Raw genomic sequence first — 19499 nt, forward strand, 5'->3', positions numbered from 1 at the left:
CTACAGCACGCTCCACCTTCCGCACGCTCCCACCGTCCGCAGGTTTCCGGCCTCCGGGTGGTCCCGTCTTCCGCACGTCATCACCGCTGACCCCTGTTTCCGACCTCCCCGCCGTACTTCGGCTGGGGTCCTTCTGAGGGGTGAGCGATGATCGCTCGGGACCCTCTGAGCAGCCGGAGCGCCGATCGCTCGGGACCCTCTGAGCAGCGGGAGCGCCGATCGATCGCGGGGCGGTGACGAAGCGGTGCGTGCGGAAAGCGCGGCTAGCCGAGGCGGGGGACCGCGTCCACCAGGGCGCGGGTGTACGGATGGCGGGGCTGCTGGAACACCTGCTCGACCTCGCCTTCCTCCACCACCCGGCCGTCCTTCATGACGAGCACCCGGTCGCTGACATGGTGGACGACGCCCAGGTCGTGGGAGATGAACAGCATGGCGGTGCCGTACTCGGCCTGGATCTCGGCGAGCAGGTCGAGCACCTGGGCCTGGATCGAGACGTCGAGCGCCGAGACGGGCTCGTCACAGACGAGCACGCCGGGGCGAGGGGCGAGGGCTCTGGCGATGGCGACCCGCTGGCGCTGGCCGCCGGACAGCTCTCTGGGGTGGCGGGCGGCGTACGCGGCGGGCAGGCCGACGCGCTCCAGCAGGTCCAGTGCCCGCGCCCGGCGCTCCCGGCGAGGCAGGGCGAGCGGCTCGGCGACCAGGCGGCCGACGGTGTGGCGGGGGTCGAAGGAGTCGAGCGGGTTCTGCGAGATGAGCTGGACGCGCTGCCGCATCGGCCGGCGCTCGCGTTCGGGCAGTCCGCTCCACTGCCGCTGGTACAGGCTCACCTGTCCGGCCTCGGGTTCGAGCAGACCGAGGACGAGCCTGGCGACCGTGGTCTTGCCCGATCCGGACTCGCCGACGATGCCGAGCGTCTCGCCCTCGTGCAGGGCGAAGGAGACGTCGTCCACGACGCGGCGCGGGCCGTACGACATGGACAGGGCAGTGGCGGCGAGGACCTGCGCGGACGGGTTCGGCGCGTGGCGTGGGAGCGGCGTCCCGTCCGACAGGCGGGTGCCTCTGGAGGCGGCGGAGGGGACGGCGGCGAGCAGCGAGCGCGTGTAGTCGTGCGCGGGCGCCGTAAGCACGCTCCGGGCGGGCCCCTCCTCGACGACACGGCCGTCCTTCATGACCAGGATGCGGTCGGCGATCGAGGCGACCACGGCGAGATCGTGGCTGATCAGCAGCAGCGCCGTCCCCGCGGCCTTGCGCTCGGCGAGCAGCCGCAGGATCTGGGCCTGCACGGTGACGTCGAGCGCCGTGGTGGGTTCGTCCGCGATGATCAGCTTGGGCTCGGCGGCGATGGCCGAGGCGATCAGCACCCGCTGCCGCAGCCCGCCGGACAGTTGGTGCGGGTGCTGGCGGGCGCGGGCGGCCGGGTCAGGGACGCCGACCGCGTCGAGCAGTTCCAGCACCCGTTCCGGCCGCCGCGCACGGGGAACGACCTGGTGTACGGCCAGCACCTCGCCGATCTCGGCGGCCACGGTACGCAGCGGATCGAGCGAGACCAGCGCGTCCTGCAGCACCAGCCCGGCGAACCGGCCGCGCAACCGCCGCCAGTCGGCCGGGCGGAAGCCGCGGACGTCCCTGCCGGACAGGTCGAACGACCGGGCTTCGACCCGGGAGCCCGGCCCGGCCAGGCCGAGCAGCGACCGGGCGGTGACGCTCTTGCCGGAGCCGGACTCGCCGACGATCGCCACGCACTCCCCCGCCGCGACCGACAGCGAGACGCCGCGCACGACCTCGGTCCCGCCGAAGCTCACCCTCAGATCCACCACGGAGACCAGCGCGACGTCAGAGGCGACGGCATCCAAGGCAGCCGCGCGAACGCGCCCGGCTTCACGTTCGCTGAGGCCGGTTCCGGCTTGCTCTTCTCGGAACGTGGTCACGGCGTCCTTCCCTCGAAGCGGTGTTGCAGGCGCCGCCCGATCACGGTCAGGCAGACGACGGTCAAGGTGATCGCGACGCCCGGGAACAGCGCCTCCCACCAGGCGACCCGCAGGTAATTGCGGGCCTCGGCGAGCATGGCGCCCCATTCCGCGGCCGGAGGCTGAGGCCCCATGCCGAGGAAGCTGAGCCCCGACGCGCCGATGACGGCCTGGCCGAGCCCGATGGTGGCCAGCACCGGGATCGGGCCCAGCACGTTGGGCAGTACGTGCTGGGCGGTGATGACCGCCCGGGAACGGCCGAAGGTCACGGCCTGCTCGACGTACCCGGCGTGGCGGACCACGAAGGTCTGGGCCCGGATCACCCGCGCGTAGTTGGGGATCTGCGCGACGGCGATCGCGAAGATCACGTTCACGGTGCCGGGGCCGGTGATCGCGATGACGAGCAGCGCCAGCAGCAGCTCCGGCAGCGTCGACAGCACGTCGAACGACCGCGCCAGCGCCTCGTCCAGCCACTTCGGCGACAGCCCGGCGGCCAGGCCGAGCAGGATGCCCGAGGTCACGGCCATGGCGGTGGCCGAGACGCCGATGCTGAGCGAGTGCCGGGCGCCGTACACCACTCTGGACAGCACGTCCCTGCCGAGGTGGTCGCTGCCGAACCAGTGCGCGCCGCCGGGCGGGGTCAGCGCGCCCAGCGGGTCGGCCGACAGCGGGTCCACGCCGGTGAGCAGGCCGGGTACGGCGACGGCCAGCGCCAGCAGGGTCAGGAACGCGGCGGGTACGAGGATCCGAGCCGGCACGGTCAGCCCCCGATCCTGGGGTCGATGGCGCGGTAGGCCAGGTCGAGCAGCGTGCTGATGGCCACGTACACGACCGCCGACAGCAGCACCACGGCCATCACGACCGGCATGTCCCGGCCCGTGACCGCCTGCATCGCCACCTGTCCGAGCCCCGGCCGGCCGAACAGCGCCTCGGTGATCACCGTCCCGCCGAGCAGCGTGCCGGTGAACCACCCGGCCAGCGTCACGGCCGGGATCAGCGCGTGCCGCAGCGCGTGCCTGGCGACCAGGGCCCGCTCGGTGAGCCCGCGCGCCCTGGCCGTGACCGCGAACGGCTGCTCCAGCGCGCGTTCCAGCCCACCGCGCAGCACCTGCCCGAGTACGCCCGCGATCGGCAGGCCCAGGGCGAGCGCGGGCAGCACGAGCGCCTGCGGCCCCGACGCGCCGGAGACCGGGAACCAGCCGAACGTGAACGAGAACACCGACAGCAGCACGATCCCGATGAGGAACGGCGGCACCGAGACCGACACCAGCTCGGCGGCCGAGGCCGTGCCGCGCAGCCAGCGGCCCCGCCCCGCGGTGGCGAGCGCGATGATCGCAGCGAGCGTCACCCCGGTCGCCGCGGCGGCGAGCGTGAGCTGGAGCGTCGGACCCACCTGGGTGGCGAGGATCTCGCCGACGCCGCGCTGGAGCTGGTAGGAGCGGCCGAGATCGCCGTGCAGCAGCCGCCACAGATAGGACAGGTATTGGACCACCTCGGGACGGTCGAGCCCCCATTCGGCGACGATCTTGGCCCGGATCTCCGGCGTGTCGACGCCGTTGCCGATCAGGATGTCGATGGTGTCGCCCGGCGCGAGCAGCAGCGCGACGTACGACGAGGTGGCGGCGGCCCAGAGCACGGCCAGCCCGGTGCCCAAGCGTTTGATCATGTGCCGGCCTGGACGTCGTAGGCGTTGCGCGGCGTTCCCGAGCCGGGGTCGAAGCCGAGGCCGCGCACGCTCTTCTGGGCGGCCAGCTGGTCGGCGGGCACATAGATCGGGAACACGATGGCCTTCTCCGTCACCACGGCCCGCTGCACCTCGGTGTAGATCTCCTTGCGTTGTGCCTGGTCGGCGGTGGCGGACGCCTGGGCCAGCCACTTGTCCACCCGCGGGTCGGAGAAGTGGCTGCGGTTGATGGCTCCCTTGCTCGGCAGGATGAGGTTGAGCGCGGCGCCGACGTCGGAGTCGCCGCGGGAGTTCTCGAAGATCTCGTACTGGTTCTCGTCCAGGGCCTTCTGCGCCGTGCCCTGGTCGACGATCTTCACCTGGAAGTCGATGCCCGCGCTCTGCTTGACCTGGGCCTGGATGGCCTGGGCGAGGATGTCGCGGCGGTCCCTGACGAACGGCGCCGAGGAGACGCTGCGTACGGTGAGCCGTTGGCCGTCCTTGACCCTGAAGCCCTCGCTGTCGCGCTTCGTCCAGCCGGCCTCGTCGAGCAGCGCGTTGGCCTTGGCCGTGTCACCGCCGAACGTGTGCTCGAGCGACGGGTCGTAGAACGGGCTCGCCTTGCCGACGACGCTCCACGCCCTGGTGGCGGTGCCCTGGTAGACGGAGGCGAGGACGGCGTCGACGTTCACGGCCTCGCGGAAGGCCTGCCGTACGCGCTGGTCGTCGAAGGGGGCGTGGGAGGTGTTGAAGTAGTAGTTGAAGGAGGTGCCGGAGTTGAGCGCGGTCTGGAAGGTGTGGTCCTTCTTGATCAGGTTCACTTCGGTCGCGGGGACGCCCTCGATGATCTGCACCTGGCCGGAGGTGAGCGCGCCGACGCGGACCGCGGCCTCGGGCAGGAAGCGGTAGGTGATCTCCGAGAGGTACGCGGGTCCCTGGTGCCCGGCGTTCGGCGGCGCCCACTTGTAGGCGGGGTTGCGGTGGTAGTGGAGCTCCTGGCCCTGCACGTACCGGTCGAGGATGAACGGCCCGGTGCCGACCAGGTCGAGGCCGCCGAACTTGAGGTTCTTGGCGCTCTTCAGCGACTTGGGTGAGACCTGCCCGCCGTACGGCGAGGCCAGGAAGTCGAGGAACAGCCCGTCGGGCTTCTTGAGCGTGACCTTCACCGTGGTGGGCGAGACCACCTCGGCCTTGTCGAAGGCCGCGAGCTGGATGGCCGCCACGGCCGCGTTGTAGCCCGGCACCAGGAACTGCTCCAGGTTGGCCTTGACCGCCGCGGCGTCGAACTTCGTGCCGTCGTGGAAGGTCACGTCGTCGCGCAGCTCGAAGGTGTAGGTCAGCCCGTCGTCCGACACCTTCCACGACTTCGCCAGCCACGGCTCGAAGGCGCCGTCGCGGCCACGGGAGAGCAGCGCGTCGAACTGGTTGAACACGAGCAGCCTGACCTTGTTCTGCGCCCACTGCTGCGGGTTCAGGGTGATGGGCTGGGTCTCGATCGCCCAGGTCAGGGTGGCGGCCTGGGCTTGCTGGGCGGACGGCTGGGAGCCGCAGGCGGCCAGGGTGAGCACGAGGACGGCGAGGATCCGCTTCATGAGCGGCCGTCCCAGGCGCCGGCCAGCAGCTCGTAGGACCGTACGCGGTCGGCGTGGTCGTGCGTGACGGTGGTGACCAGCAGTTCGTCGGCGTCCGTCACCCTCCGCAGCACGCGCAGCCGCTCGGCGACGGCGTCGGGCGTGCCGACGAACCGCGTGTCGATCCGGTCCTTCACCAGCGCCAGGTCCTCGGCGCTCCAGACGTGCGCGTCGGCTTCCTCAGGCGTCGGGTACGTCCTGGCGCCCTCGCCGGTCCTGATGCTGCGTACCCACAGTCCGTACGGCTTGGCCAGCTCCCGCGCGGTCGCGTCGTCCGCCGCCACCACGACGTCGGCCGACACGATCACGTAGGGCTCGGCCAGCGCCTTCGACGGCTTGAACGCCTGGCGGTAGGCCTCGACGGCTTCGAGCACAGAGGACGGGCTAACGTGGTAGTTCGCCGCGAACGGCAGGCCGCGTTCGCCCGCCACCTGGGCGCTCTGGCCACCGCTGCTGCCCAGGATCCACAGCTCCACCTCCGCCCCCTCGCCGGGGACGGCGTGCGCCTCGTGTTCGCCGGTCAGGAACGCGATGACCTCGTCGATCTGCTCGGCGAAGTCGGGCGTCCGGGCGCCGGGCTGCTGGAGCAGCGAGGCCTGAAAGGCCAGGTGGGGATGCGCGGCGAGCCTGGACCAGTCGAACGGCGGCGGTATGAGCAACCCATCGACGACCCGTCCCGCCTCCCCGTCAACTGCCGGTGGCGCGACCTCACCGGACACGGGGGACGCGGACGCCGGCGCGCCGAAGGTGGGCTCCGTTGGGGGCGCCTTTGCGGCGAGTTCGGCGCGGCGTTGGCCGGAGCGGCCGATGCCGAGGTCTATCCGGCCCGGGTACAGCGCGTCGATCAGCCCGAACTGCTCGACCACCGACAGCGGCGTCTGGTGCCCGAGCTGCACGGCTCCGGACCCGACCCTGATCCGGCCGGTGGCCGCCGCCACCAGGCCGATGAGCACGGCCGGGGCCGAGCTGGCCACGCCGGGGGCGAAGTGGTGCTCGGCCAGCCAGTAGCGGCGGTAGCCGGACGCCTCGGCCCGCCGGGCCAGGTCGAGCGTGTTGAGCAGCGCGGCACGCGCGGTGCCGCCGGAGGATATGGGGGCGAGGTCAAGGATGGAAAGCGTCATGGCGTCCTCTCGGGAAACGGCCTGCTGGGGATCTCCCGGCGTAGTACGGGCGCGATCTCCGCCTGGAACAGCTCCAGCGCGTCCCGGTGTTGCTTGGGCGTGAGCCCGTCGGCGTCGGCGTGCAGGTGCATGACCTCGTGCCCGAACCGCTTGTGATAGCGCGACACCTTGTCGATGATCTGCTGCGGGCTGCCGACCAGGATCGAACTGCGTTCGATGGCGTCCTCCAGCGTGGTGAACACCGGCTTGAGCCCGAGCTTGGCGAACAGCGCCAGCCGGGCGTCGAAGATCGGCCGGTAGGTCTCGATGGCCTCCTGGGAGGAGCGGGCCGCGTAGTAGCCGGCCGTCCCGGCCCCGATCAGCGCCTCGCCCGGGTCGTGCCCGTAATGGGCCCACTGCTCCCGGTAGTAGTCGATCAGCTCGGCGTACGGCTCGATGGGGTTGGTGACGTTCGCGGAGAACAGCGGGTCGCCGTAGCGCGCGGCCAGATCCACGGACTCCTTGCTGGTGGCGCTGCCGTGCCACACCCTGATCGGCCGCTGGAGCGGCCGGGGCCAGGTCTCGGCCTCGGTCAGCGAGGGACGGAAGCTGCCCTCCCAGGTGACCTTGTCCTCCCGCCACAGGCGGCGGAACAGCTCGTACCCCTCGCGGTTGCGGTCCCACTGGTCCTCGGCGGTGACGTGGAAGAGCTGCGCCTGCGCGGCGCCGTTCCCCTTGCCGATGATCAGCTCCAGCCGGCCGTCCGAGAGGTGGTCGAGCGTGGCGTAGTCCTCATAGGCCCGTACGGGATCGAGCAGGCTCAGTGTGGTGACCGCGGTGAACAGCCGGATCCTGGACGTCTTGGCCGCGATGTGGCTCAGCACCACCGGCGGCGAGGAGGAGATGAACGGCCGCTCGTGCCGCTCCCCCACCCCGAACCCGTCGAAGCCCAGCTCCTCGGCCAGGACCGCGTTCTCGACGACCTCGCGGAACCGCTCGGTGTGCGACCTCTCGTCGTTATGGACGATCAACGTGATAGCCAGAAATTTCATGACACCTCCGCATAGCGGCTGGCCGGGCGCGGCAGGCCGAGCAGCCCGCGCAGCGTCGTGGCCTCGTACGAGCGCCTGAACGCCCCGCGCCCGCGCAGCTCCGCCGTCAGCCCTCTGGTGATCGCCTCCAGGTCGTACGGCAGCGCGCCGGGGCGCAGCCGGAACCCCTGGATCCCGGCCCGCCGCCACTGGAGCAGCAGCTCGGCCAGCTCTTCCGGCGTACCGGTGAAGATCGCGGCATCGGAGTGCAGTTCGGCCCCGTCGAGCCCGTCGAGGCGGGCCTTCCGCTCGGCCGCGTCGTCGCCCAGGAACACCACCAGGTCGGCGAAGACGGTCAGCTCCGCCGACAGCTCCCTGACCTCCTCGACGATGGCGCGCGCCTGGTCGGCGGAGTGCGGCGTGACGTACACGACGTCGGCGCCACCCGCGGCGAACTCGTAGGGAAGGCGGGCGTGGGCGAGCGCCGTGACCACCGGCTGGCCCTGCGGCGACCGGGGCGTGATCGACGGCCCCTTCACCGAGAAGAACCGCCCGGCGAAGTCGACGTAGTGAAGCTTGTCCCGGTCGATGAACCGCCCGGTGGACAGGTCGCGGATCTCCGCGTCGTCCTCCCAGCTGTCCCAGAGCCGCCGGACGACCTCGACCGCGTCGGCGGCCTCCTCGAAGAGCGCCCGGGCGTGTTCGTCGTCGATCTGGAAGGGCCAGCCCCGAGGTCCCTCACCACCAGGAGGACCCGCGCCCTCCAGAGGACCCGCGCCGTCCCGAAGCGCCGCGCCATCCGCAGAACCCGCGCCGTCCCGAAGGGCTGTGCCGTCCAGACGTGGAAACTGGCGGCGGCCGAAATGTGCCGCCTCGGTGCTTCTGGCGGAGACCTGCGGTCGCCACCCGGCCCGCCCGCCGCTGATGTGGTCGAGCGCGGCGATGCCGATCGCCACGTGGAACGGCTCGGTGTGCGTGGTCGTGGCCGTCGGCACCAGCCCGATCCGCGTGGTGAGCGGTGCGAGCCGGGCGGCCAGCAACACCGCGTCGAACCGCCCGCGCACCTGGTCCGCCCGCGTGTCGGGCCCGTCCGGCAGCGTGGACTGGAGGCTGAGCGAGTCCTCGATCGTGACGAAGTCGAGCAGCCCCCGCTCGGCCTCGGCCACGAGCGCCGCCCAGTAGCGGGCCGAGAAGACGGCTTCAGGCCGCGCGGACGGCTCGCGCCAGGCGGCCGGATGCCAGCCGGCGCCGTCCAGCGCGACGGCGAGGTGCAGTGTCATGACAGCTCCAGGTGCTCGCGCAGGGTGGTGCCGGTGTAGTCGGTACGGAAGGCGCCGCGTTCCTGCAGCAGCGGCACCACGCGGTCCACGAACTCGTCGAGCCCGCCGGGCGTCAGATGCGGCACCAGGATGAACCCGTCGGCCGCGTCCGCCTGCACGTGCTCGTCGATCTGCCGGGCCACGCCCGCCGGAGTCCCGACGAAGGTCTGCCGCCCGGTCACCTCGATCACCAGCTCGCGGATCGACAGCTTCTTCTCCTCGGCCAGCGCCCGCCATTTGGCGGCCACCGCCGCCCGGTCGCCGATCGGCACCCGCCCCTGCGAGACGCCTTCCGACAGGTCGGGCTCGACCTCCGGCAGCGGCCCGTCGGGGTCGTAGGCCGACATGTCACGACCCCACACCTGCTCGATGAAGGCGGTCGCGGTCTGCGGGCCGACCTGCTGGCGACGGATGGCGGCCGCGTTCTCGGCGGCCTCCTCCTCGGTGTCGCCCAGCGCGTACGTGGCGGCGGGCATGATCTTCAACTGGTCCGGCTCGCGCCGGTAGCGGGCCAGGCGGCCTTTGACGTCGGCGTAGAAGGCCTGGCCGTCCTCCAGCGTGCCGTGGCGGCTGAAGATGACGTCGGCCGTGGCGGCGGCGAACTCCCTGCCCTCGTCGGAGTCCCCCGCCTGGATGATGACGGGATGCCCCTGGGGGCCGCGCGGCAGGGTGAATTGGCCCTCGACGGTGAAATGCGGGCCCTCGTGGTGGACGGTCCCGATGGCGCCGGGGCGTACGAACTGGGCTCGGTCCTTGTCGGCGAGGTACGCGTCCGGCTGCCAGGAGTCCCAGAGCTCCCGCGAGAGGCGGACGAACTCGGCGGCGCGCGTGTAACGGTCGGCGCGGTCGAGGTAGCCGCCGCGCCGGAAGTTCTCGCCGGTGAAGGCGTCGGAGGTGGTCACCACGTTCCAGGCCGCCCGGCCGTCGCTGAGGTGGTCCAGCGTGGACAGGCGCCTGGCCAGTTCGTACGGCTCGTTGAAGGTGGCGTTGACGGTGCCCGCCAGGCCGAGGTGCTCGGTGACGGCGGCGAGCGCGCTCAGCACGGTGAGCGCCTCGGGCCGGCCGACCACGTCGAGGTCGTGGATGCGGCCCTTGAGCTCGCGTAACCGCAGCCCCTCGGCCAGGAAGAAGAAGTCGAACCTGCCTCGCTCGGCCGTCCTGGCCAGGTTGACGAACGAGGCGAAGTCGATCTGACTGCCGGAGCGGGGGTCTGCCCAGACGGTGGTGTTGTTCACGCCGGGGAAGTGGGCCGCGAGGTGGATCTGCTTGCGCGTCACTGGTCGAAGGGGTTCGTGTGGGCCGGTGTATCGGCGAAATCAGACATCGCGCCTCCTTCTAAATGCCTACACAAACAGTAGGAAATAAGGGTTTTTATGTCAAGACCTCCACGGAGTTACGCCCTCCTTCCCGTACGGCCAGGCACACCGCCCATACGCTCCAGGCGACGTACCCCGCGAAGTTCACCAGGTCGGCACCCAGCACCCCGGCCGCCACGGCCAGCGCGGAGAAAGCGCCGAGCGCCCCGAACCAGAGCGGCACGCGGGGCAGCGCGACCAGCACCAGCAGGGTCCACGCGGCGGTGAGCAGATACCCGAGCGTCTCCCCCACACCGGTGCCCAGGTAGCCGTGGAGCGCGGCGAAGACGGTCTCGGCCGCCCGGGGATCGGCGGCGTCCGCCAGCGCGGGGACGGCGAAGGGCCAGCGCAGCAGCCCCAGCACCTGCACCACCCCCGCCAGCACCCCGGCGTGCACGGACAGGGCGGCGGCGGGGCCGTCGGGCAGTCGCCTGCCGAGTAACACCGCGGCCGGGACGAGCGCGCCCGCGCCCAGCGCGAGCAGCAGGAACCAGGCGGAGATCGCCGTCTGGTCGGCGGAGAACGCGGCGAGGATCCGCGCGGGCGGTTCCGCGAGGACGTCGGGGTAGCCGAAGGCGACACCCAGGCCGATGAAGGCGGCGTTGGCGGCCAGCACTCCGGTGATCAGGATCCATCTCATGGCACGACTCCTAACTCTGAACGATGTTTAGCATTAAACACCGTTTAGAGTTCCCTTGTGAAGAGGGGACCGCAACGCTCGCTGAATCCCGAGGCCGTGCTGGACGCCGCCCTGGAGTTGATGGACGCCGGCGGGCTCACCATGCGCGCGCTGGCCGCGCGGGTGGGCCTGACGCCCGGCGCGCTCTACACCTACTTCCCCGACCGAGCCGCGATCGTGGTCGCGCTGGCCGACCGGCTGCTCGGCGAGGCCGACGTCGGCCTGCTGGAGGACGGGGACCGCGAGCCGCACGAGCGGATCACGGCCTTCGCGCTGAACCTGCGCCAGGTGCTCATGCGCCACCCCGCGGCGATGCCGTCGATCCTCGGCGCCGCCTTCAGCGGGCCGGTCGCGGCGCGGGTGGGCGAGAGCCTGCTCATCGCCCTGCCCGACCCGCGCGCGAGCTACACGGTCATGGTGTACGTGCTCGGCGCCGTCGCGCTGGAGGCCGCGGAGCTGGACGCCGCCGGCCCCGTGCCGCCGGAGGACGAGCGGATCGCCGCCCGCCGGGCCGCCTTCACCGTCGACCCGGCGCTCTTCCCGCGCACGCACGCGGCGGCCGACGCCATCGCCGCCTACATCTCGACGGAGCAGTTCCGGTGGGGGCTGGAGCGGCTCCTGTCAAGCCTGTGACCTGCCGGGCCGTCTGGAAACGCCGGGTCAGAACAGGCCGTTGAGCGGCGGTTCCGTGCCGTTGAGGCGATGGGCGCCGACCACGGCCGCGCGAGCTGCTTCAGGCGGGTGTGGTCAGCAGGCCGCGCAGGACGCGCGCGAGCACGGCCGTGTCGTCCGGCGACAGGCCGGCGGCCAGCCGGGTCAGGTTGGCGGCGTGCTCGGTGAGCGCGGCGTCGATGACCCGCCGCCCCTCCTCGGTGAGCGCGATGCGGAAGCTGCGGCGGTCGGCCGGGTCGAGACTCCGCTCGACCAGCCCAGCCGCCTCCAGCCGGTCGAGGCGGTTGGTCATACCGGCCCGCGACATCATCAGCGTCGCCGACAGCTCCGACGGAATCAGCGTGTAAGGAGACCCGCCCCTGCGCAGCGCGGACAACACGTCGAACTCACCCTGACGCAGCCCATGCCGCGCGAACACCTGCTCGACCGCCGCCTCCACGACCCGCGACACCATGGCGATCCGGCCGAACACCGCCATGGCCGACAGATCCAGGTCGGGCCGCTCGCGGCGCCACTGCTCCACGATCACGTCGATGGCGTCCCGCGACTGGTCAGGGGCCTGTTCCTCCGGCTCGCCGTTCATGCCGTCGATACTATTCGGCCCGCGATAGTCACCTCCCGTACTAACCGATCCACAGGACCCCGTCGGTCACCTCCTGGGCGACGTCCAGAAGCTTGCGGTTGCGGGCGCGGGCGTGCTCGCGCAGCACGCCGAAGGCGTCCTCGATGCCGACGCCCAGGCGCGCGGCCAGCATGCCCTTCGCCTGCTCGATGAGGACGCGGCCGTCCAGGGCGTTCTGGAGCTGCTCGGCCTCGAGCTCCTGCCGGCGTACGGTCCGCTGCTGGAGGAGGCCGACGGCGGCCACCTCCGTCATCGCCTGGCCGAGCTCGGCGAGCGCGGGGTCCAGGTCTCCCGTGGTGGTGCGGAACAGGCTCATCGAACCGAGCCGCTGGTCGCGCAGGCGGATCGGCAGCGTGTGGACCGCGGCGTACCCGGCGGCGCGGGCGGCGGGCGCCCATCGGGGCCAGCCTCCGCTCTCACCGGTCAGGTCGGGGCAGAACACCGGCCAGGCGCCGTGGTGGCAGTCCAGCCCCGGCCCTTCCGCATGGCGGAGCTGCAGGAGCTGGAGCTCGTGGGCCGCGTCGTCCGAGGCGGCCGCCAGCCCGGCTCCGGGCCGGTCGAGCAGAAGCACTCCGGCGGCGGTGACCTGGAGCAGTTCCGCGCCGTGGCGGGCCAGCGCGCGCAGGTGGTCCTGGAGATCGAAGCCGGGGCGCAGCGTGTCCGCGAGCTCGAGGAAGATGCGGCGGGCTCGTCGGTCGTCCATCCCGGTCCTCTCCTCGTCTGAAGACGTGGAACAAGGGGCCACCAGGGTCTGGAGCGGCATTCGGCTTCAAAGCTTAGTGTTGCCTATCCTTCGTGCCGCCACCCTGCGGGGGAAACCTTCCTCTCGGCCGAGAACACCGAGGTCCGCACCCCTCCTCCGGGTGAGATCCCGTCCACCGGCCGGCAACCCGCCTCCCAACTGGCCGACCAGGTCGACGAGGCCGTCTCCCTGATCAGCTATCACCTGCGCAAGCTGGCCGCGCTCGGCCTCATCGAGGAGGCCGAGCCGCAGAGCGGCGACGGCAGGGAGCGCTGGTGGCAGGTCGTCTCCCAGCACCTCAGCGTCAAGACCCAGGGCCCGGACGACCCCCCGGAGATCGTCGCCGCTCGCACCGCCCTGACCCGCGTGGCCTACCGGGTGCAGAGCGAGCTGTACGAGCGCTACCTCGACGAGCAGCTCGCCTGGCCGGCGGAGTGGCGCAGCGCCGCGGTCAACTCCGAATACATGGCCTCGCTCACCGCTGAGGAGCTGCGACTGCTCGGCCAGGAGATCAACGCGGTCGCCGAGCGGTGGTGGGCGCACGGCCGGGCCGCCCAGGAGGCAGGCGACACCGAGGGCCGTGAGCACGTCGCCCTGCAGTTCTTCGGATTCCCCTTCCGCGCTTGAGACTTCCAGGAGGTCGGCACATGCACCCCGACATCTACCTCTACACCGAACGACACAGAGCCGCCGAATTACGAGCCGAGGTGACCAGGTGGCGCCTGCGCCGAGACCGCCGGCGCGAGCTCCCGCCCCGGTGGGCGGCCGGTGTGACGGCGCTCGGCTGGACACTGGTGTCAGCCGGCCTGCGCCTGATCAGCCTGCCCCAGCGGCCACCCGCGCACCGTTCCGCGCTCCGGTGATCACCGCTGATAGCCTTATGGCGTAAGGAATTACCCGCGTCCGTGAGGAGTCGTCAGGTGGTGGTCTTCGCCGGCCAGGGAGACGCGCGCCGCTCGATGGGCCTGCTGTGGCGCGCGACGGCGCCGGAGGAGCCCCGTACCGGCCCCGGCCCCAAACCGGGGCTGAGCGTGGACATGATCGTGGACGCCGCGGTCGCGGTCGCCGACGAGCAGGGCATGGCGGCCCTGTCCATGCGCGCGGTGGGCGAACGCCTCGGCCGCACGGCGATGGCCCTCTACACGTACGTGCCCAGCAAGAGCGAACTGATCGACCTGATGTACGACCACGCCCTGGCCGAGCTGCCCACCGGCTACGACCTGGAAGGCGGCTGGCGGGCGGCCGTGACGTCGTGGGCCGGGGACGTCTGGGCGTTCTACATCCGTCACCCATGGGTGTTGCAGGTGTCGCAGGCCCGGCCGGTGCTGGGTCCCAACGAGTTCGTGATGCTGGAGACGCTGGTGGGCCTGCTCCGCGCCACCGGGCTGCGCGGCGACCGGCTCCGGGGCATCGTCTCGCTGCTGACCGACTTCATCCGGGGCGCGGCCAGGACGGTCGCGGAGTCACGCCAGGCGCCGGCGGTGACCGGGGTGTCCGACGAGGAGTGGTGGTACGCCCGATCGGCGCTGCTCGAAGAGGTCGCCCCCGGCTTCGCCGAACGCTTCCCGATGGTCGTCTGGATCGAGACCGACGACCCGGCCCCACCTCCCCAGGCTCCGCGGTCCGGCCAGGCCACGACCTATCTGGAGGACAAGGCGAGACCGGCCTTCGCCGCCGGGCTCACCGTCGTGCTCGACGGGATCGAGGCGGCCGTCGACCGCGCGGGCTGACCCCCGGGTCGCCACCCACCCCTGCCGTACCGGCGGAGAATGCGTTGAGCGGCCTCCCCGTCTGTGACAGCGTCGGCCGGGACGGTTTCCCGCGACGCATCAGGAGGTGTGGCACATGGCCACCAAGGTCCTCGGCGAGGTCTCGGCTCACACTTCGACGCGAGAGGTCGCCTGACGCGTACCGGGCTCCTCGCGTTGGAGTGATCTTCCATCACGATCACGAGGAGCGAGAGTGTCCACCCCATCATCCTTCGAGCCCCTGCTGGGGGCCGAGGGCAAGCGGCTGCATGTTGCTTTTGGTTACGCCACGACTTCGTACTCGCGGTCCGGTGAAGGGGCGGGCCGGGGACGGAGCACGCCCGCGATGCAGCCCATCGCGAGCGTGGCGCACGTGATCAGCCCGAACGCCACGGGGAACGACGTGACCCCGGCCACCCACCCGGTGACGGCGGGCGCCACGAGGCCGGCCAGATAGGTGATCGTCGCGACCCCCGCCACCCCCTCGCCCGGCGTGCGCCCCGCGTGACCCGCCGCGGCGAAGACCAGCGGCACGATCACCGCGACCCCCACCCCGAGCAGCGCGAACCCCGCGATGCTCAGCCCCGGCGTACGGCCCGCGACCAGCACGACCCCGCCCAGCGTGGCCAGCACCGAACCGGCTCTGACCGTCACCACCGGCCCGAGCCGCCGCACGATCAGGTCCCCGCTCAGCCTGGTGACCACCATGAACGCCGCGAAGATCGCGTACGTGGCCGCGCCCACGCCCTCGCTCGCGCCCGTGACCCTCACTGTGTAGACGGCCGCCCACTGCGCGCCGGACAGCTCGCTGAAGGTCGCGCAGAGCCCGACCAGCCCGATCGCGAGGATCGCCCGCGACGGCACGGCGAAGCGGCGCGGCTTCGCCGAACCCGGCTCGGATCTCGACTCCGGCAACCCGCGGCTCAGCAGACCGCCCACGACCAGCAGCACCATCGCCATCCCGGCCAGATGGATCCGGGCATCCAGCTCGACCTGGGCGGCCAGGGCGCCGATCCCGGCTCCGGCCAGGTTCCCCACGCTCCACATGCCGTGCAGGCTCGACATGATGGAGCGCCCGAGCCGCCGTTCGACGACCACGCCTTGGGCGTTCATCACGATGTCCGTGGCGCCCGCCGCCGCCCCGAACAGCAGCAGCCCGACGCACAGCCACGGCAGGCCGGGCGCGAGCGCGGGCAGCGCCAGCGCCGCGCACCACGACGCCAGCAGCAGCCGGGTCACCGCGCGCCCGCCATAGCGGTGGGCCAGCCGCCCGGACGCCAGTATCCCGGCGAACGCCCCGGCCGACGGGCAGAGCAACGCCAGTCCGAGCACACGGGGATCGAGCCCGAGATGGTCCTGCACCCAGGGCATCCGGGTCGCCAGGCTGCCGCCCACGGCGCCGTGGACCGCGAAGACGGCGGCAATCGCACGATGATGGGCATCTCTCACGACTGATAAATTAACAGGCAGGGTTCCTGATGAATAGAGGCGGAATGCGGACCGCGACTCCCAGCACGGCCCGGGCGATCAACGACCGCCTGGTCCTCGACTTGCTGCTCGACCGCGGCCCCCTGACCGCTCCGCAGGTCCGCGAGCTGACCGGGCTGTCGCGCCCCACGGTGTCCGACCTGATCGAGCGGCTGCAGGCCGGTGATCTGATCCAGGTCACCGGCGAGGCGGGCGGCGATCGGCGCGGGCCGAACGCCCGGCTCTACGGGATCGTGGCGGGCCGGGCCCACGTGGCGGGCGTCGACGTGCGGCGCTCCGTCGTCAACGTGACCGTGGCCGACATCACCGGGCGGATCGCGGGCTCGGCCGTGCGCGAGCTGGACGGCGACCTCGACGTGATCATCGCCGACGCGCTGGCGGAGGCGGCCGGGCCGCTGGCCCTGCACGCGGTCGTGGTCGGCGCACCCGGATTGGTGGATCCGCGCACCGGAGACCTGTCACCGGCGAACGACGTGCCCGGATGGGTGGATCCGCGCACCCGGGACCTGTCACCGGCGAACGACGCGCCCGGCCGGCGACCTGGCCTGATGGAGGCGATGCGGGCCCGCATCGCGGCGCCGGTCCTCCTGGAGAACGAGGTGAACCTGGCCGCCATCGCCGAGCACCACGCGGGTGCGGCGGCGGGCCGGGACGACTTCGCGCTGCTCTGGCTGGACGACGGGGTGGGGGCGGCCGTGGTGCTGGGCGGCAGGCTGCGCCGCGGGTTCTCGGGCGGCGCGGGCGAGATCGGCTTCCTCGACACGCGCGGCGGCCTGCTGTGCGACCTGCTCGCCGGCGACGTCGTAGACGGCCTGAGGACGGGCGAGCCCGAAACTGGCAGACCCAAGACGGACAGGCCCCAGACTGGCGGGCCCGAGACCGGCCGGCCGCAGGCGGCTGGGCCGGTCATGGGCGAGTTGGCCGAGCGCGTCGCGGCGGCGGCGTTCCCCATGGTGGCGGTGGTGGACCCCGGCCTGGTGATCCTCGCCGGGCGCACCGGCCGCGCGGGCGGCGAGGAGCTGGCCCGCCAGGTCGCCGACCGCCTCGCCGCCCTCGCCCCCGTTCTCACGGAGGTACGCGTCACCACGGTCGTGGGCAACCCGGTCCTCATGGGCGCCGTCGACACCGCCCTGTCGATGGCCCGCGACGACATCTTCGGCACACCCAGCGGCTGACGGCTCAGGCCCCGCCCGGTGCGCCCAACCGGCCCACGCCGTTGGCCAGCAGGGCGTACGCCTGCTCGGCCTCACTCACCGCGCCCGCGTAGCGCTCGTCCGCTGTCTCACCGGCCGCCAGCCGCCTGGCGTTGTCCAGCGTCAGCGTCCAGTGGACCGCCACGATCTGGACCGCCGCCAGCCGCGCGGCGAACTCACCGACGGCCGCCGTCTCGCGCAGCGCATCGGTGAGCGCCCGCTCGGCCCCCGCCTGGAACCGGTACATCCGGGCCACCAGCGCCGGGGTCTCCAGGACCATCCGGTAGAGCGCCACGATCGGTGGCAGGTCGTTGAGACCGGTGATCGGGTCACGCCCGGCCAGCCCGTCGAGGTAGTGCACCCGCAGCGCCTCCAGCGGCGCCGTGCCCGCCGGCCGGTCCCGGACCACCCGGCCGGCCTCCGCCTCGTGATCGGCGAACCGGTGCACCACGAGGTCTTCCTTGGCCGGGAAATAGGCGAACAACGTGCGCCTGGACACCTCGGCCGCCTCCGCGACCTGGGCCACGGACACCTGGTCGAACCCATGCCGCAGGAACAGCTCGATCGCCGCCTCGGAGATCGCCGTGTGCGTCCGCTGCTTCTTGCGCTCGCGCAGGCCGGGCTCACTGCTCACGCTCGCCACTTTATCAGAAAACTGCACTTGGACTTTTTCTGCACTGGGTATACATTCGCACTCAGGCGATCGAAAAGAGGAGGGGCCGTGAGGGATACCGAGGTGATCATCGCGGGGGCCGGGCCGACCGGCCTGACGCTGGCGTACGAGCTGGCGCTGGCCGGGGTCGGCACGCTGGTGCTGGAGCGGCTGCCCGAGCGCATCGAGCAGACGAAGGGCGGCACGATCCAGCCCCGTACGGCCGAGCTCCTGGAGCTGCGCGGGCTGCTGGAGCCGCTGCGGAGCCGGGCCATGAAACGACCTCCGGTGGGCGGCCATTTCGCGGCCCTGCCGGTGCCGCTGGACTGCGAGCCGTGGCGTACGCGGCATCCGTACCCGATCGCGGTCCCGCAGTGGGAGATCGAGGAGGTCCTGGAGGAGGCCGCGACCGCCCGGGGCGCGCGGGTCCTGCGCGACACCGCGGTCACGGCGGTCGAGCAGGACGACGGCGGGGTGACGGTGAGCGCCGGCGGGCAGAGGTTCCGGGCCGATTACCTGGTCGGGTGCGACGGTGGCCGCAGCACCGTTCGCAAGCTGCTCGGGCTGCCGTTCCCCGGCAGGGACGGGACGTTCGTGGCGGTGCTGGCCGACGTCCGGCTGTCCGCCACGTCGGCGTCGGTCCCCCAGGGGCTGGGCCACATGAGCGAGCTGACCCGCGAGGGCGGCGGCTACTGGGCCATGCTGGTGCCGATCGGCGGCGAGCGCTACCGGTTCACCTTCGGCAGCGAGGACCAGGGTGGCGACCGCGACGCGCCGGTCACGGAGGAGGAGATCGCCACCGCGCTGCGGGCCGTCTACGGCGAGGAGACCGTGCTGCGCGCGGTGGACAACTCCTCGCGCTTCACCGACGCGACCCGGCAACTGGCGGACTACCGGGCGGGCCGTGTGCTGTTCGCGGGCGACGCCGCGCACATCCACCCGCCGTTCGGCGGCCAGGGCCTGAACATCGGCGTGCAGGACGCGATCAATCTCGGCTGGCGGCTGGCCGCGACCCTCCAGGACCGGGCGCCCGACGGTCTCCTGGACGGCTACCAGGCCGAACGGCATCCGGTGGCCGCCGGCGTCCTGCACCACACATCCGCGCAGCGGGTGCTGGCCATACCGCGGCCGAGCCAGGACGTGGTCGCGCTGCGCGACATCTTCACCGATCTGCTGCGGCTGCCGGACGCCAACCGCCACATGGCGGGCCTGATGTCCGGCCTGTCGCTGGGCTACGACCTCGGCGGCGAGCATCCGCTGGCCGGGCAGCGGGTGCCGGACGCCGACCTGCTCGTCGGCACGGAGCCGGTCCGGCTGTCGGCGCTGTTCGGGGCGGGGCACGCCGTCCTGCTCGACCTGGCCGGGATCGTCCCGGCCGAGCTCGGGCTGCCCGCCCGGGTGGATCTCGTACGGGCCAAGTGCGCGGCCGACCTGGGCGCGGCGGCCCTGCTCCTGCGCCCCGACGGCTACGTGTGCTGGGCCGCAGACGACGCCGCCACCTGCGAGCGGACCCTGGCGGCCGCGATCGCCGAACACATAGCCGCACATTAGGGAAATCCGGCGGCGGTTGCCGGGCGAATACCTGGCGGGCCGTACACCGGCACAGGAAGGAACAGTGGCATGACCCGTTGGCGGCG

General features: G+C 72.2%; 19 protein-coding genes. 6 read left to right on the forward strand and 13 right to left on the reverse strand.

All coding sequences use genetic code 11. The features are described 5' to 3' along the window. Nucleotides 1-263: 263 nt before the first annotated feature. From AB0F17_RS19195 to AB0F17_RS19235, 9 genes are all read right to left on the reverse strand, one after another. Entirely contained in the window at nt 264-1928 is a 1665-nt protein-coding gene (locus tag AB0F17_RS19195) for an ABC transporter ATP-binding protein (RefSeq protein ID WP_358024408.1), read from the reverse strand. Then, the gene (locus AB0F17_RS19200) at nt 1925-2725 is read right to left on the reverse strand and encodes an ABC transporter permease (RefSeq protein WP_358024411.1); all 801 of its coding nucleotides are present in this window, start codon (nt 2723-2725) and stop codon (nt 1925-1927) included. The genes AB0F17_RS19195 and AB0F17_RS19200 overlap by 4 nt, the downstream gene beginning before the upstream one ends. A gap of 2 nt (nt 2726-2727) precedes the next feature. Next, on the reverse strand, nt 2728-3633 hold the full coding sequence (locus AB0F17_RS19205) for an ABC transporter permease (protein WP_358024414.1): 906 nt from the start codon (nt 3631-3633) through the stop codon (nt 2728-2730). Continuing rightward, nucleotides 3630-5222 (reverse strand): ABC transporter substrate-binding protein, encoded by a 1593-nt coding sequence (locus AB0F17_RS19210; RefSeq protein ID WP_358024417.1) that lies wholly within the window; start codon nt 5220-5222, stop codon nt 3630-3632. Before AB0F17_RS19210 ends, AB0F17_RS19205 begins: the two co-directional genes overlap by 4 nt. Next, on the reverse strand, nt 5219-6382 hold the full coding sequence (locus AB0F17_RS19215; RefSeq protein WP_358024420.1) for an MsnO8 family LLM class oxidoreductase: 1164 nt from the start codon (nt 6380-6382) through the stop codon (nt 5219-5221). Before AB0F17_RS19215 ends, AB0F17_RS19210 begins: the two co-directional genes overlap by 4 nt. Then, entirely contained in the window at nt 6379-7413 is a 1035-nt protein-coding gene (locus AB0F17_RS19220; protein ID WP_358024422.1) for an LLM class flavin-dependent oxidoreductase, read from the reverse strand. The genes AB0F17_RS19215 and AB0F17_RS19220 overlap by 4 nt, the downstream gene beginning before the upstream one ends. Beyond that, the gene (locus tag AB0F17_RS19225; protein ID WP_358024424.1) at nt 7410-8672 is read right to left on the reverse strand and encodes an LLM class flavin-dependent oxidoreductase; all 1263 of its coding nucleotides are present in this window, start codon (nt 8670-8672) and stop codon (nt 7410-7412) included. The genes AB0F17_RS19220 and AB0F17_RS19225 overlap by 4 nt, the downstream gene beginning before the upstream one ends. Further along, complete coding sequence (locus tag AB0F17_RS19230; RefSeq protein ID WP_358024427.1) at nt 8669-9988, reverse strand: NtaA/DmoA family FMN-dependent monooxygenase; 1320 nt, start codon at nt 9986-9988, stop codon at nt 8669-8671. Before AB0F17_RS19230 ends, AB0F17_RS19225 begins: the two co-directional genes overlap by 4 nt. 94 nt (nt 9989-10082) lie before the next feature. After that, complete coding sequence (locus AB0F17_RS19235; protein WP_358024430.1) at nt 10083-10706, reverse strand: DUF4386 family protein; 624 nt, start codon at nt 10704-10706, stop codon at nt 10083-10085. Between the two features lie 57 nt (nt 10707-10763). Between AB0F17_RS19235 and AB0F17_RS19240 the strand changes: the two genes are divergently transcribed. Next, nucleotides 10764-11378 (forward strand): TetR/AcrR family transcriptional regulator, encoded by a 615-nt coding sequence (locus tag AB0F17_RS19240; protein WP_358024433.1) that lies wholly within the window; start codon nt 10764-10766, stop codon nt 11376-11378. Nucleotides 11379-11478: 100 nt separating this feature from the next. Here the strand turns inward: AB0F17_RS19240 and AB0F17_RS19245 are convergent, their stop codons facing one another. Continuing rightward, a complete protein-coding gene (locus AB0F17_RS19245; RefSeq protein WP_358024436.1) occupies nt 11479-12000 on the reverse strand; it encodes a MarR family transcriptional regulator in 522 nt (173 codons plus the stop codon). A 40-nt stretch (nt 12001-12040) separates the two neighbouring features. After that, nucleotides 12041-12742 (reverse strand): ANTAR domain-containing protein, encoded by a 702-nt coding sequence (locus AB0F17_RS19250; protein WP_358024438.1) that lies wholly within the window; start codon nt 12740-12742, stop codon nt 12041-12043. Nucleotides 12743-13147: 405 nt separating this feature from the next. On the opposite strand from AB0F17_RS19250, the gene AB0F17_RS19255 reads away from it, so the two are divergent. Genes AB0F17_RS19255 through AB0F17_RS19265 form a run of 3 tightly spaced genes read left to right on the forward strand, consistent with a single transcriptional unit; the run spans nt 13148 to nt 14511 of the window. Beyond that, entirely contained in the window at nt 13148-13408 is a 261-nt protein-coding gene (locus AB0F17_RS19255) for a hypothetical protein (protein ID WP_358024440.1), read from the forward strand. Nucleotides 13409-13428: 20 nt separating this feature from the next. Continuing rightward, entirely contained in the window at nt 13429-13644 is a 216-nt protein-coding gene (locus AB0F17_RS19260; RefSeq protein WP_358024442.1) for a hypothetical protein, read from the forward strand. 57 nt (nt 13645-13701) lie between these two features. Beyond that, the gene (locus tag AB0F17_RS19265; protein WP_358024960.1) at nt 13702-14511 is read left to right on the forward strand and encodes a TetR/AcrR family transcriptional regulator; all 810 of its coding nucleotides are present in this window, start codon (nt 13702-13704) and stop codon (nt 14509-14511) included. Between the two features lie 300 nt (nt 14512-14811). Here AB0F17_RS19265 and AB0F17_RS19270 read toward each other — a convergent pair whose 3' ends face one another. Next, a complete protein-coding gene (locus AB0F17_RS19270) occupies nt 14812-15978 on the reverse strand; it encodes an MFS transporter (RefSeq protein ID WP_358024445.1) in 1167 nt (388 codons plus the stop codon). 44 nt (nt 15979-16022) lie between these two features. Between AB0F17_RS19270 and AB0F17_RS19275 the strand changes: the two genes are divergently transcribed. Next, the gene (locus AB0F17_RS19275; RefSeq protein ID WP_358024448.1) at nt 16023-17192 is read left to right on the forward strand and encodes an ROK family transcriptional regulator; all 1170 of its coding nucleotides are present in this window, start codon (nt 16023-16025) and stop codon (nt 17190-17192) included. Nucleotides 17193-17196: 4 nt separating this feature from the next. Here the strand turns inward: AB0F17_RS19275 and AB0F17_RS19280 are convergent, their stop codons facing one another. After that, entirely contained in the window at nt 17197-17844 is a 648-nt protein-coding gene (locus AB0F17_RS19280; protein ID WP_358024451.1) for a TetR family transcriptional regulator, read from the reverse strand. A gap of 87 nt (nt 17845-17931) precedes the next feature. Between AB0F17_RS19280 and AB0F17_RS19285 the strand changes: the two genes are divergently transcribed. Beyond that, the gene (locus AB0F17_RS19285) at nt 17932-19413 is read left to right on the forward strand and encodes an FAD-dependent monooxygenase (protein ID WP_358024454.1); all 1482 of its coding nucleotides are present in this window, start codon (nt 17932-17934) and stop codon (nt 19411-19413) included. Nucleotides 19414-19499: the final 86 nt, after the last annotated feature.

Source organism: Nonomuraea sp. NPDC026600, from assembly GCF_040638335.1.
Taxonomy (GTDB): domain Bacteria; phylum Actinomycetota; class Actinomycetes; order Streptosporangiales; family Streptosporangiaceae; genus Nonomuraea.

Excerpts from the sequence above, each read along its gene's own strand:
- AB0F17_RS19225 (WP_358024424.1), bottom strand. The coding sequence starts at position 8,672 with ATGACACTGCACCTCGCCGTCGCGCTGGACGGCGCCGGCTGGCATCCG.
- AB0F17_RS19245 (WP_358024436.1), bottom strand. The coding sequence starts at position 12,000 with ATGAACGGCGAGCCGGAGGAACAGGCCCCTGACCAGTCGCGGGACGCC.
- AB0F17_RS19215 (WP_358024420.1), bottom strand. The coding sequence starts at position 6,382 with ATGACGCTTTCCATCCTTGACCTCGCCCCCATATCCTCCGGCGGCACC.
- AB0F17_RS19220 (WP_358024422.1), bottom strand. The coding sequence starts at position 7,413 with ATGAAATTTCTGGCTATCACGTTGATCGTCCATAACGACGAGAGGTCG.
- AB0F17_RS19235 (WP_358024430.1), bottom strand. The coding sequence starts at position 10,706 with ATGAGATGGATCCTGATCACCGGAGTGCTGGCCGCCAACGCCGCCTTC.
- AB0F17_RS19275 (WP_358024448.1), top strand. The coding sequence starts at position 16,023 with ATGCGGACCGCGACTCCCAGCACGGCCCGGGCGATCAACGACCGCCTG.
- AB0F17_RS19210 (WP_358024417.1), bottom strand. The coding sequence starts at position 5,222 with ATGAAGCGGATCCTCGCCGTCCTCGTGCTCACCCTGGCCGCCTGCGGC.
- AB0F17_RS19260 (WP_358024442.1), top strand. The coding sequence starts at position 13,429 with ATGCACCCCGACATCTACCTCTACACCGAACGACACAGAGCCGCCGAA.
- AB0F17_RS19205 (WP_358024414.1), bottom strand. The coding sequence starts at position 3,633 with ATGATCAAACGCTTGGGCACCGGGCTGGCCGTGCTCTGGGCCGCCGCC.
- AB0F17_RS19250 (WP_358024438.1), bottom strand. The coding sequence starts at position 12,742 with ATGGACGACCGACGAGCCCGCCGCATCTTCCTCGAGCTCGCGGACACG.